The sequence below is a fragment of the Ruegeria sp. CDSC068 genome, from assembly GCF_059610545.1.
In genome coordinates this window covers 113,167-125,536 of sequence record NZ_JBXWNV010000003.1, presented here as the reverse complement: position 1 = coordinate 125,536, position 12,370 = coordinate 113,167, and the positions used below count along the sequence as shown (strand labels likewise).

The following is a 12,370-nucleotide window of genomic DNA, read 5'->3' as shown; positions in this document are numbered from 1 at the left end:
GATGTTTCCCAAACCCATCGAAAAACAACCCCGCGGGGCTCAGATCACCTACCAGGCGATGCTGCCCCTGGCACTTCTGCTGTGGCTCGGCCCCCTGTTGGCGGTAGCGCTGTTCTCGGTCAAGCCGGCAGCCGACTTTACCAACGCAAACTACTGGGGGATGCCGTCCAGCTTTGAGGGTGCCTACAACTATGGGCAGGTATTCTTCAACTCGGACATGCCACGCTATTTGCTGAACTCGTTCATGATCACCATTCCAACAGTGATCGGTGCCGTTGCGCTTAGTTGCATGACCGGGTTTGCACTGGGGATTTATAAATTCCGCTCAAACATCTGGATCTTTTTCATGTTTGTTGCGGGCAACTTCGTCCCGTTCCAGATTCTAATGGTTCCGGTGCGCGACCTGACGTTGGAGTTGGGTCTCTACAACACCAAAACCGGCCTCGTCTTGTTCCACATTGCTTTCCAAACAGGCTTTTGCACGTTGTTCATGCGCAACTTTATCCGCGCCCTGCCCTTCGAACTGATCGAGGCGGCTCGCGTTGAAGGCATCAGTGAATGGCGCATTTTCTGGTACGTGGTCCTACCGCTAATGAAACCGGCGATCGCGGCCCTCAGTGTGTTGATTTTCACCTTCATCTGGAACGACTACTTCTGGGCTGTTGTCCTGACACAGGGTGCGGAAAGCCAACCCGTGACAGCAGGTATAACCAGTTTTAACGCCCAATTTCGGGCGGCCTATCAACTAATGAGTGCCGGTTCCATCGTCGCGGCTCTGCCGCCGGTGGCCATGTTCTTCCTCATGCAGAAACACTTCATCGCGGGTTTGACCCTCGGTGCCGTAAAATAACGTCAAACCAAAGGTTTGCCACATGACCAAGATCACCTTTATCGGGGCAGGCTCCACGATCTTCATGCAGAATATCGTGGGCGACGCCCTGCTGACACCTGCACTGGCCGACAGCCATTTTGCGCTGATGGACATCGATCCCGTGCGCCTTGCCGAAAGCGAGGCCGTCGCCAGGGCGATGATCCGCTCTGTCGGAACAGGGGCATCTGTCTCAAAGCATACCGACCGGCGCGCCGCGCTTGAAGGCGCCGATTTCGTCATCACCGCCTTCCAGGTCGGCGGCTACAAGCCCTGCACGGTGACGGATTTCGAGATCCCCAAACAATACGGCCTGCGCCAGACCATCGCTGACACCCTGGGCGTCGGCGGCATCATGCGAGGCCTGCGCACGGTTCCTGTGTTGTGGGACGTTGCACAAGACATGATGCAGCTCTGCCCAAACGCAACGCTGCTGCAATACGTGAACCCGATGGCGATCAACACATGGGCGCTGGCAGAACGTTTCCCGGCGCTGAAACATGTCGGCCTGTGTCACTCTGTCCAAAACACCGTTGAAGAACTTGCTCACGATCTGGACCTGCCCAAGGACGAGTTCCGCTACAAGGTGGCAGGCGTGAACCATGTGGCCTTTTTCCTGAAGCTGGAGCATGACGGGCGCGACCTCTACCCGGCGTTGCGGCAAGGGTATGCCGGCGGGCAAATTCCCAAACCACCGCTTTTGATGCCACGTTGCGCCAACAAGGTGCGGTATGAGGTGATGGAACATCTGGGCTATTTCTGCACGGAAAGTTCAGAACATTTGGCAGAATACGTTCCATGGTTCATCAAAGAAGGCCGCCAGGACCTGATTGAGCAGTTCGGCATCCCGTTGGATGAATACCCAACCCGCTGCGAGGAACAGATCGCCAGTTGGAAAGAACAGGCCAAGACCCTGACCGACGGGCGTGATATTGAAGTGATCCGAAGCCATGAATTCGCCGCTGACCTGATGAATGCGATCGTGACGGATACGCCCTACGTGGCGTATGGGAACCTGCCCAATACTGGACAGATCCCTCAACTCCCCCTTGGCGCGGCTGTCGAAACACCTTGCGTTGTCGATACTAACGGTGTCCAACCTTCGGTCGTAACAGATATTCCGCCCCAGCTGATCGCGCTGATGCGCAGCCAGATCAACGTGCAGGAACTGACTGTGCGGGCATTGGTTGAGCAGAACCCAGAATACATTTACCACGCCGCTATGATGGACCCGCATACGGCCGCTGAACTGGACCTGCGTCAGATCCGCAGCTTGGTTAGTGACCTGTTGGTGGCACATGCCGATTGGTTGCCAGATTGGTGCAAACCCGCCAAGGCGGCCTGATCCCAATTTTAGAAGGCTTAAAAACAATGACAAAAAAACGCCGCTCTCAGCATTGGTATGGCAAGCTGGACAAGGATGGCTTTATCCACAGATCTTGGATGAAGAACCAAGGCTTTCCCGATCACGCGTTCGATGGTCGTCCGATCATTGGCATCTGCAACACCTGGTCGGAACTGACCCCCTGCAACTCGGGCCTGCGGGATCTGGCCGAAGGCGTCAAACGTGGCGTTTGGGAGGCCGGAGGGTTTCCGGTCGAATTTCCCGTCATGTCGCTAGGCGAGACCCAAATGAAACCCACCGCCATGCTGTTCCGCAACCTGCTGGCAATGGATGTCGAGGAATCTATTCGCGCCTATGGCATCGACGGCGTAGTCCTTTTGGGTGGTTGCGATAAGACCACGCCGGGGCAGCTGATGGGGGCCGCTTCGGTAGATCTGCCCTCTATCGTGGTCAGCTCTGGCCCGATGCTGAACGGAAAATACCGTGGCAAGGACATTGGATCCGGAACAGATGTCTGGAAATTTTCCGAGGCCGTTCGTGCCGGCGAGATGACCTTGAAGGATTTCATGAACGCCGAATCCGGTATGTCACGCAGCGCAGGTGTTTGCATGACCATGGGTACGGCCTCAACCATGGCGTCTTTGGTGGAAGCGATGGGTATGTCCCTGCCCACCAACGCCGCCCTGCCGGCAGTTGATGCCCGCCGTATGGCGCTGGCACACCTGACGGGTAAACGGATTGTCGAGATGGTGGACGAAGATCTTAAGCCGTCGGACATCCTGACCAAGGAAGCGTTCGAAAATGCCATTCTGGCCAATGCGGCCGTTGGCGGCTCGACCAATGCAGTAGTGCATCTACTCGCGCTGGCGGGCCGCGTGGGCGTAGACCTGACACTGAAAGATTTTGAAATCGGGTCGGAAATCCCACTACTGGTGAACTGCATGCCCTCAGGGAAATACCTGATGGAGGATTTCTGCTACGCGGGCGGTGTGCCGGTGGTTCTGAACGAGTTGAAACCCTTCCTGCGCCCCGCAAAAACCGTTCTGAACAAAGATATCTCGGCGCATTTTGAAGGGGCAGAATGCTTTAACCCTGACGTTATCCGCCCCTTCGACGATCCGGTGAAACCCGCCGCTGGTCTGCGCGTGCTGCGCGGTAACCTCGCGCCCAACGGGGCCATTGTGAAACCCTCGGCCGCGACGGATGCGCTACTGGAAACAGAAGCCGAGGCCTACGTTTTTGAGAGCATCGAAGACTTGAAAGCAAATATTGACCGGGATGATCTGCCAGTAACGTCTGAAACCATTCTGGTCCTGAAGGGTTGCGGCCCAAAGGGCTATCCCGGCATGCCCGAGGTCGGCAACATGCCGATCCCGGCCAAACTGGTGAAGGAAGGCGTCCGCGACATGATCCGCATATCCGACGCCCGCATGTCCGGCACCGCCTATGGCACCGTCATCCTGCATGTCAGCCCCGAGGCACAGGCAGGCGGTACGCTGGCACTCGTCAACACCGGGGACCGTATCCGGGTTTCTGCCAGCAACGGGGAATTGGAGTTGCTTGTCGCCGCTGAGGAGCTGGAAACCCGCCGCGCCGCGTGGCAACCGGATGATCCGCACTACACGCGCGGTTATGCGAAACTCTATGTCGACCACGTGCTGCAAGCCGATCAGGGCGCGGACCTAGATTTCCTCGTCGGCAAAGACACCCGCCTTGTGACCAGAGAGAGCCACTGATGGACCATCCAGCCACTTTCCACGATCTAAACGGCGCCTCGGTCTATATTACCGGCGGCGGCTCTGGTGTAGGGGCCGCACTGACAGACGGTTTTTTGGCCCAGGGCGCAAACGTTGCCTTTATCGGCCGCTCGGACGCCAGCGCATTCGTTGAGGAAATGCGAGACAAACATGGTCGCGCGCCGCTGTTCATGCAGGGCGACATGACGGATACCGAACTGCTGCACGCCACAATGCAAAAGGCTGCCGAGGCACATGGACCTTTGGATGTGTTGGTCAACAACGCCGCTAACGACAAGCGTCACTCGCTTGAGGAAACCACCGCCGAGTTCTGGGACTGGATGATTGAGGTGAACCTCAAGGCCTACTACTTCGCCTGTCAGGAGGCTGCGCGCCAAATGACTGGCAAAGGGGGTTCAATCGTCAACTTCAGCTCGATCAGCTACATGATGGGGAATGCGGGGTACCCAATCTATACGACGTCGAATGCCGGGATCACCGGGATGACGCGATCTTTGGCACGCGAATTGGGGCCGCAAAAAATTCGTATCAATGCGCTGGCTCCCGGATGGGTTTTGACGCAAAAGCAACTTGATATGTGGGCGACGCCGGATGACCTGGCAGCGCATTTGGAGCGCCAGTGCCTGAAAGAACACCTGACGCCCGAAGACATGATCGCACCGACATTGTTCCTGGCCTCGGGTGCCAGCCGCGCGATGACCGGACAGTGCATGGCCGTCGATGGCGGCGTTGTAGTAACGGGGTAAGGCCATGAATGCAGAGTGGATAGCCGTCGACTGGGGAACATCCCAACTGCGGGCCTGGGCCATGCAGGGCGACACCGTACTGGTGCAATCCCAGTCTGATCGGGGAATGGCTCGGCTGAGCAGAGATGCGTTTCAATCTGCCTTGCTTGACCTGATCGCCGACTGGTTGGGTCCTGAACCTGTCGACGTTGTGGCCTGCGGTATGGTCGGTGCGCGGCAAGGTTGGGTCGAAGCCCCATATTCGGCCGTCCCGTCAGCACCGCTGTCGGATGCGCCTATACGGGTACCCGGTACCGATGCCCGGATACGCGCATTCGTGGTGCCCGGTCTTAAACAGAACGCACCGCCAGACGTTATGCGCGGTGAGGAAACTCAAATATCTGGCTTTCTGGCAACCCGTCCGAACTGGGACGGGGTTATCTGCCTGCCCGGGACGCATTCAAAATGGGTTCAGATCAGCGCAGGAGAAGTCGTGAGCTTTCGAACGTTCATGACGGGTGAGATGTTTGAACTGCTCTCCGAGCAATCAGTGCTCAAGCATTCGGTCGGTGACGGCTGGGACGCCGACGCCTTCGCAGAAGCTACGGCAGACGCGTTGTCCAAACCCGAACAATTGGCTGCGCGTCTGTTCGGACTGCGAGCGGCGGATTTGTTGCACAATCAGGACAAGGAGACAGCCCGAGCCAAGTTATCCGGGCTTTTGATCGGGGCCGAGTTGGGCGCAACACGCCCTTACTGGTTGGGGCAGCAGCTGGCAATCATCGGCGCCGAAGGGATGTCCCAAATCTACGCACGTGCGCTGCAACTACAGGGCGCTTTCGTGGACACAGCTAACGCAACACAATGCACATTGGCAGGTCTGGCACAGGCCCGCAAACTAACGAGGCAAACCGCATGAGCCGCCCCATAATCGCCATTCTGCGTGGCTTGCAACCGGCAGAAGCCGTCAATGTAGGCCATGCTCTGATCGAATCCGGTATCGACAAGATCGAGGTGCCGTTGAATTCGCCTGACCCGCTGAACAGCATTGAATCGTTGGCCAGCTCATTCGGCGATCAAGCATTGATCGGCGCTGGCACGGTTCTGACCCCCAAGCAGGTAGAGGCCGTTTCGCAAGTTGGCGGAAAACTGATCGTTTCCCCGAATTATGACGCCGAGGTCATATTGCGCTCTGTCGCGCTTAACATGCAAAGCTGGCCGGGCGTCTATACCCCGACCGAGGCGTTTGCCGCGCTTAAGGCTGGCGCGACGGGATTGAAATTGTTCCCGGGTGTCACCGCCGGACCAAGTGGTTTGGCCGCACTGCGACCTGTATTGCCATCGGGTACTTTGGTCTATGCCGTTGGTGGCGCTGGACCTGAGAACTTCGCCGAATGGATCAAGGCTGGGGCAGACGGGTTTGGCATCGGATCGGCCCTGTTCAAACCGGGGATGTCCGTCGCGGAAATTGCCGGTCAGGCCAAGCGGATCGTCGCTGCCTATGACGAGGCTGCTGGATGACCTTTGTTTTTGATGATCGCCCTTGTGAGCTTGGCGAAGGACCCCTGTGGCATCCTGAACGCAAGCAACTGTACTGGTTTGACATCATCAACAAACGTTTGATGACGCAGACCGGGGATGAGCAACACAGCTGGCAGTTTTCGGAACATGTCTCAGCAGCAGGTTGGGTTGACCGGGATACAATAGTGATGGCCTCGGAAACCGGTCTGTGGCGGTTTGGTTTGAACAGTGGTCAAAAAGACCTGATCGTCTCGCTTGAGGCGAACAACCCGGTCACCCGCTCCAATGACGGGCGCGCAGACCCGTGGGGCGGGTTCTGGATTGGGACGATGGGTAAAAACGCCGAACAAGAGGCGGGCGCGATCTATCGGTACTGGCAGGGCGAACTACGCCTGCTTGTGCCCGAGGTCACAATCTCGAACGCGATCTGTTTTTCCTCAGACAGGTCCTGCGTCTATTACACAGATACAGTCACACGACAGGTTAGGCGCTGCTCGCTGGAGCCTGAGACGGGGTGGCCCGAAGGCAATAGCACGGTGTTTCTCGATTTGCGCGCTGATGACCTTTTTCCCGATGGCGCTGTGGTCGACGCAGAAGGCAATATCTGGATCGCCCAATGGGGGGCAAACCGTGTCGCTTGCTATGACCCGAACGGGCGGTTTCTGCATGCCGTTTCGTTTCAGGCCGCACATACATCTTGTCCCGCCTTTGGCGGCGACGATCTGACAACGCTGTTTTGCACCACTGCCCGTCAGGGGTTGGACGCAGACACTGTTGAAACACAACCAACCAATGGCATGACCTTTGGCGCATTGGACGCGGGCACAGGCCAGGCAGAACACAGAGTCCTTCTATGAAACCAGAACTTGGTGTTTGCTATTACCCGGAACATTGGCCCGAGGCCATGTGGGCCGAAGACGCGGCTCGAATGGTTGAAACTGGCATAAGCTGGGTCCGGATCGGTGAGTTTGCCTGGAGCCGAATGGAGCCGGTTCCTGGCGATCTGCAGTTGGATTGGCTGGACCGTGCAATCGAAACGCTTGGGGCGGCTGGGCTCAAGGTTGTGCTGGGGACGCCCACTGCGACGCCTCCGCGGTGGATGCTTGAGAAACACCCAGACATGCTGGCAGTGGATGTTCTGGGGAATACACGAAAATTCGGCTCACGCAGGCATTATTGTTTTAGCCACCCGGGTTATGTCCAGGAATCCGTCCGCATTGCCCGGATCATGGGCGAGCGCTATGGACGAAACCCGCATATTGCGGCATGGCAAATCGACAATGAATATGGCTGTCACGATACGACCGTCAGCTACGGCCTCGCCGCTCTGCATGCCTTTCGGCATTGGCTAAAGGATCAATACGGCAGCATTGACGCACTAAACGAGGCATGGGGCAACATATTCTGGGCGATGGAGTATCGTGATTTCGACCAGATTGATCTGCCCAATATGACAGTGACCGAACCCAACCCGGCGCATGTTCTGGCGTTCCGGCGTTTCAGTTCGGATCAGGTCGTTGCGTATAACAAAGCCCAGGCAGATGTACTGCGCGCTTTGACCGATGCGCCTTTGTTGCACAACTATATGGGCCGAGTGCTGGATTTCGACCATTTCAAGGTTGGCGAAGATCTGGATATCGCCACATGGGACAGCTATCCAATCGGCTTCCTCTCTGACCGGCTTGAAGCGGATGAAACGCACAAAACCGCCTTTCTTCAGCAGGGCGACCCGGACATGCAGGCTTTTCATCATGACCTGTATCGCGCGGTCGGGCGTGGGCGTTGGTGGGTGATGGAGCAGCAACCCGGCCCGGTGAATTGGGCACCATACAATCCGGTGCCACTACCCGGAATGGTTAAGCTTTGGTCACTTGAGGCAGTGGCGCACGGGGCAGAGGTCGTCAGCTATTTCCGCTGGCGGCAGGCGCCGTTTGCGCAAGAGCAAATGCATGCGGGGCTGCTGACACCCAACAACCACCCTGCCCCGGCCCTGACCGAGGCAAAGCAGACTTCGGACGCGTTGTCAGAAATAGGCAACGTTGTGCAGACACAGGCCCAGGTGGCCATCCTGTTCGACTACGCCTCGGATTGGGCTTGGTCGACACAGCCTCAGGGCGCTGGATTTGACTATTTTCGTCTGGTTTTCTCGGCGTATCGCGCCTTGCGGCGGGCGGGCTTGTCTGTGGACTTCGTGTCCTCAACCAACATTCCGCGTGTTGGCTACAAGTTCATCCTTGCTCCGGGGATAGCCACCGTGAGCGACAATTTGGAACGTCAATTGGTGGAGGCCTGTGATCTGCTCATCATGGGTCCACGCAGCGGGGCGATCACACATGATTTCCAGATTCCCCGGGCACGACCCGGTCTGAACGGTCTGAAATGCGACGTCAATTTGGTCGAGACACTGCCGCCTAACATCCGCCGTGGCGTTGAAGGCGGCGGAGCGGTGCAACATTGGATCGACAGGGTTTCGGGGGCTGCCCCCAATTTGCTGACATTTGCAGATGGCACCCCTGCGCTTTTGGGTGAAAATCGTCTTTGGTATCTGGCAGGTTTCCCGGATGACACATTGTGGGACCGGGTCGTTGAAATGGCCGCGCGCAAAACCGAGGTGACCCTATATCCGATGCCCAAAGGGTTGCGCCGTCGCGAGACGGCCACGCATGTTTTCCTGATAAACTACAATGCGCAACCGGTCGCATGGAACGGTGACGTCGTTGACGCCTGTGACGTTGCTGTCACGCAGAAAGATGCGCCCGAAGAGGAATAACCTCTCCGGACGCACGTTTAGGATTTAACTTCGAAACCTACTGGTCAGTCTGCAGGCTGTTGGGATCGAACACGCCCCCGAAGCCACCGTTGTTTGAAGGCGGAGTTTCAGTATCTGAACTCTCCTCTTCGGCGTCCCCACCAAGAGTATTAGGCGCGAAGACATTGCCAAAACCACTGTTGTTGGATGGTTTCGGTGTGGATTGCTGCGCACCACCTTGTTCGGCTTCTTCGGCCTCACGTTTCTTACGCTGTTCTTCGCGCTGCTTGCGCAGCTCTTGAATGCGTTGTTCCGCTTCCAGGCGTTTCTGCTCTTTCACATTGGCGATGCATTGGCCGGGGTTGTAGGCCGTTGCGGTGCCAACGACAGTGATCGTCGCAGCCGCAAACACAACCAGCAGGACAGCCGCCATGTTGCCAGCAAAGAAGCTGGGCAGCTTAATCTTGCCGGCCAGCTCCTCAACTGTGGCGCTCTTGCGGGCTGCGGCCACCAGTTCCTGACGCTTCAGCTTGGCTTCGTTCAACAAGGCAAAGAACACTGTCAACGCCACGATGATGAAGGCCAGAGCCGAAATGGCGGGTGTAATGCCGTAGCGCACCTTTTGGGCCAGTTCGATCGTAAGCGTCGGGTATTCACCAAAGGTGAAAGTGGTCGTGTTGTAGTTCTCGAACGAAGCGAGGAACGCCAGCACAGCAGCCGACGCTATCGCGGGACGCATGAAGGGCAACAGGATCTTGCGGAAAGCCTGAGCATGCGTTGCACCAAGGTCCAACGCCGCTTCGGTCAATGCCACATCGTAACGCTGCAGGCGCGCCACCAGAACCAACATGCAATAGCTTGCAATAAAGGTGGATTGGCCGATTACCGTCAGGAAGATACCGTTAGACAGGAAGCTATCTGCACCCAGTCCCAGCATCCGGTTGATCCGATCCCAGAACACCAAAGTCGAGATGCCAAGAACAACACCCGGGATCAGGATCGGAGCGATTATGATCGTATAGTAGGTCGCCCGCAACTTAGGCCAGATCTGGGTCAGCATCAGCGCACCGGCCAGACCCATCGCCACCGACAGAATAACCGTTCCGGCACCAATGATCAGCGAGTTCTTGATGCCGTTCAGGATACGCTGATCCTGAAACAGCTCGCCGAACCACTGGAAGGTCAGACACTCCCACGGCGTCATCCGTGGGAAGGCCGAGGAATTGAAGGCCGTGACCGACATGATTACCAGTGGGCCCAGCAGGTACAGGAAGAAGATGACCAGATAGACCCAGATGCTTACACGAAGGAAGGAATTATTCATTTCCCGATATCCCCCATGTTCACCTTGAACAGGCGCATCATCGCCAGCACGAACAGGATACAGGTCACCAGAAGAACGATGGCGTAGGCGGCACCCTGCGGCCAGTCATTGTTGTCATTGAATTGCTGGTAAATCAGCTGCGTGAACCACAGGCTGGACGGTCCGCCTAGGATTTGCGGCGCGGCCAGCGCACCGGCACTTAGCATGAACACCATGGTACAGCCCGAGCTGATGCCCGGTTTGGCGTAAGGAATGACCACACGCCAGTGGATCCGCCACCATGGCGCACCTAGATCGCGCGCAGCCTCGATCTGGTTTTTGTCCAGACTTTCGATCACGTTGTACATCGGGAAGATCATCAGCAGGATGTAAGCGTAACCCAGACCGGCATAGAGCGCGATGTCATTGCGAATAAAGTCAAATGGCGTATCCCAGATGCCCAGCCCCACGAACAGGGTATTCAAAACACCGGTCTCACCAAAGATTATCCGCAGGGCAAAGGCTCGCAAAATCTCGTTGATCCAGTATGGGATGATCAGCATGATCGCGAAGATGCGAATGTGGTTGCCTTTGGACTGACCCAGATAATAGGCAATCGGATAGCAGAGGATCAGGTTGAAGATCGTCACACAGACCGCGGCCAGCAGCGTGCGGAAAAAGACCCTCAGGTCGACTGCATTATAGGACTGACTACCGCCTTCAGGGCCATAGATCAGGTATTTGTAGTTCTCCAGCGTATAGACGTCCTTGGGTCCGCCAATCTCGGGCGGTGGCAGGTTCGGACGGAAGGAAAAATCCAGCATCGACAGCTGGGGCAGAATGATCAGGCCAATGGTCCAGAACAGGACAAGACCCAATATTGCGGCGCCCATGCCGATGCCGTTTCGGTTAAAGAATTCTTTCAGGAAGCCTGGCATAGTCGGCCCCCTTATTCCGCGGCCAATTCACCCGCCGGAACCAGAACCGCATTGCGGGTCTCATATTCCAACGTGATGTTTTGGCCTGTGTGGTCATCGAAGGATTGGCCGAGGTTTGGCAAGGACACCTTTATCTCTTTTCCGCCGTCACCTTCGGTAAAGATGTTAAAGACGTTACCTTCGAATTCTTCGTGGTTCACCCGCGCGGTGACAAAGTGATCGCCTGACGCACCATCGGAGGCGATCGCAAAAGCCTCGGGGCGAATGAACATCATGGCGTCATCACCCACTGCCAGCTTTCCTTGGTTGGCGGTCGAGATGCGTGCAACCAATTCACCAGACCGGTTCGTTGAAATCAGCGCTTCGTTCCCCATAATCTGTTTAATTTTGCCGCGGAATACGTTGTTTTCACCTACGAAAGAGGCCGCGAATGCAGTGTTGGGATCATTATAAATGGTCTTGCCATCAGCGATTTGATCGATCACACCAGCCCGCATGACCGCGATATTGTCTGACATGGTCAGGGCTTCGCCCTGGTCGTGGGTGATATAGATGAAGGTGATGCCGACGCGTTTTTGAATCTCACGCAGCTCGGTGCGCATATGCTGGCGCAATTTGAGGTCGAGCGCGGACAACGGTTCATCCAGCAACAGTACATCCGGTTCCGCACATAGCGCGCGAGCGATGGCAACCCGTTGGCGCTGACCACCGGACAGCTCGCTTGGCAGTTTGTCACCCTGGTCGGGCAGCGCGATCATGTCCAGCAGCTCATCGGCACGTTTTCGGCGCTCTTTGGCGCTTGCGCCGCTGATCTCCAATGAGAAGGTGATATTTTCCCACACTTTCATCAGCGGGAACAACGCGAGGTTCTGAAAAATCAAGGCGGTCGGGCGTTTGTTCGGGCCGATGCCCCGCATATCCTTGCCACCGATCAGAACTTTGCCTTCGCTTGGTTCCAGAAAGCCCGAAACGGCCCGCAGGATCGTTGTTTTGCCGCACCCCGAGGGACCGAGAAACGAAAAGAAATCGCCCCCGTTGATGTTCACGTTTGCATCCCTCACGGCAACAAAATCACCGAAACGGATCCACAGGTTCTCAAGATCTACACCGACCCCTGCACTCATTTTTGGTATCTCCGTCAGGTGCGGTCCGTGACCACACCGA

General features: G+C 56.8%; 11 protein-coding genes. 8 read left to right on the top strand and 3 right to left on the bottom strand.

Features of this window, described 5'->3' with window-relative positions:
- The first annotated feature begins 1 nt into the window (after position 1).
- The 8 genes from AC2FID_RS08060 to AC2FID_RS08025 are packed head-to-tail and all read left to right on the top strand — an operon-like array spanning position 2 to position 8,986.
- A complete protein-coding gene (locus tag AC2FID_RS08060) occupies positions 2–850 on the top strand; it encodes a carbohydrate ABC transporter permease (RefSeq protein WP_058271994.1) in 849 nt (282 codons plus the stop codon).
- A gap of 22 nt (positions 851–872) precedes the next feature.
- Positions 873–2,213, top strand: a complete 1,341-nt coding sequence (locus tag AC2FID_RS08055) for an alpha-glucosidase/alpha-galactosidase (RefSeq protein WP_496836259.1) — start codon at positions 873–875, stop codon at positions 2,211–2,213.
- A 26-nt stretch (positions 2,214–2,239) separates the two neighbouring features.
- Positions 2,240–3,949: an IlvD/Edd family dehydratase gene (locus tag AC2FID_RS08050; RefSeq protein ID WP_496836257.1), complete on the top strand. Its 1,710-nt coding sequence runs from the start codon at positions 2,240–2,242 to the stop codon at positions 3,947–3,949.
- Entirely contained in the window at positions 3,949–4,716 is a 768-nt protein-coding gene (locus tag AC2FID_RS08045; RefSeq protein WP_282151993.1) for an SDR family NAD(P)-dependent oxidoreductase, read from the top strand. Before AC2FID_RS08050 ends, AC2FID_RS08045 begins: the two co-directional genes overlap by 1 nt.
- 4 nt (positions 4,717–4,720) lie before the next feature.
- Entirely contained in the window at positions 4,721–5,614 is an 894-nt protein-coding gene (locus AC2FID_RS08040) for a 2-dehydro-3-deoxygalactonokinase (protein ID WP_496836254.1), read from the top strand.
- Positions 5,611–6,216, top strand: a complete 606-nt coding sequence (locus AC2FID_RS08035) for a 2-dehydro-3-deoxy-6-phosphogalactonate aldolase (RefSeq protein ID WP_496755859.1) — start codon at positions 5,611–5,613, stop codon at positions 6,214–6,216. The genes AC2FID_RS08040 and AC2FID_RS08035 overlap by 4 nt, the downstream gene beginning before the upstream one ends.
- Entirely contained in the window at positions 6,213–7,073 is an 861-nt protein-coding gene (locus AC2FID_RS08030) for an SMP-30/gluconolactonase/LRE family protein (RefSeq protein WP_496836252.1), read from the top strand. Before AC2FID_RS08035 ends, AC2FID_RS08030 begins: the two co-directional genes overlap by 4 nt.
- A complete protein-coding gene (locus AC2FID_RS08025) occupies positions 7,070–8,986 on the top strand; it encodes a beta-galactosidase (protein ID WP_496836251.1) in 1,917 nt (638 codons plus the stop codon). The genes AC2FID_RS08030 and AC2FID_RS08025 overlap by 4 nt, the downstream gene beginning before the upstream one ends.
- Positions 8,987–9,023: 37 nt before the next feature.
- Here the strand turns inward: AC2FID_RS08025 and AC2FID_RS08020 are convergent, their stop codons facing one another.
- The 3 genes from AC2FID_RS08020 to AC2FID_RS08010 are packed head-to-tail and all read right to left on the bottom strand — an operon-like array spanning position 9,024 to position 12,330.
- Complete coding sequence (locus AC2FID_RS08020) at positions 9,024–10,289, bottom strand: ABC transporter permease (RefSeq protein ID WP_496836249.1); 1,266 nt, start codon at positions 10,287–10,289, stop codon at positions 9,024–9,026.
- Entirely contained in the window at positions 10,286–11,206 is a 921-nt protein-coding gene (locus AC2FID_RS08015) for an ABC transporter permease (protein ID WP_058272003.1), read from the bottom strand. The genes AC2FID_RS08020 and AC2FID_RS08015 overlap by 4 nt, the downstream gene beginning before the upstream one ends.
- Positions 11,207–11,217: 11 nt before the next feature.
- Entirely contained in the window at positions 11,218–12,330 is a 1,113-nt protein-coding gene (locus AC2FID_RS08010) for an ABC transporter ATP-binding protein (protein WP_058272004.1), read from the bottom strand.
- Positions 12,331–12,370: the final 40 nt, after the last annotated feature.

Bases quoted from the DNA above. Each gene is read 5' to 3' on its own strand.
- AC2FID_RS08050 (WP_496836257.1), top strand. From the start codon at position 2,240: ATGACAAAAAAACGCCGCTCTCAGCATTGGTATGGCAAGCTGGACAAG.
- AC2FID_RS08040 (WP_496836254.1), top strand. From the start codon at position 4,721: ATGAATGCAGAGTGGATAGCCGTCGACTGGGGAACATCCCAACTGCGG.
- AC2FID_RS08045 (WP_282151993.1), top strand. From the start codon at position 3,949: ATGGACCATCCAGCCACTTTCCACGATCTAAACGGCGCCTCGGTCTAT.
- AC2FID_RS08025 (WP_496836251.1), top strand. From the start codon at position 7,070: ATGAAACCAGAACTTGGTGTTTGCTATTACCCGGAACATTGGCCCGAG.
- AC2FID_RS08030 (WP_496836252.1), top strand. From the start codon at position 6,213: ATGACCTTTGTTTTTGATGATCGCCCTTGTGAGCTTGGCGAAGGACCC.
- AC2FID_RS08060 (WP_058271994.1), top strand. From the start codon at position 2: ATGTTTCCCAAACCCATCGAAAAACAACCCCGCGGGGCTCAGATCACC.
- AC2FID_RS08020 (WP_496836249.1), bottom strand. From the start codon at position 10,289: ATGAATAATTCCTTCCTTCGTGTAAGCATCTGGGTCTATCTGGTCATC.
- AC2FID_RS08010 (WP_058272004.1), bottom strand. From the start codon at position 12,330: ATGAGTGCAGGGGTCGGTGTAGATCTTGAGAACCTGTGGATCCGTTTC.
- AC2FID_RS08015 (WP_058272003.1), bottom strand. From the start codon at position 11,206: ATGCCAGGCTTCCTGAAAGAATTCTTTAACCGAAACGGCATCGGCATG.
- AC2FID_RS08035 (WP_496755859.1), top strand. From the start codon at position 5,611: ATGAGCCGCCCCATAATCGCCATTCTGCGTGGCTTGCAACCGGCAGAA.
- AC2FID_RS08055 (WP_496836259.1), top strand. From the start codon at position 873: ATGACCAAGATCACCTTTATCGGGGCAGGCTCCACGATCTTCATGCAG.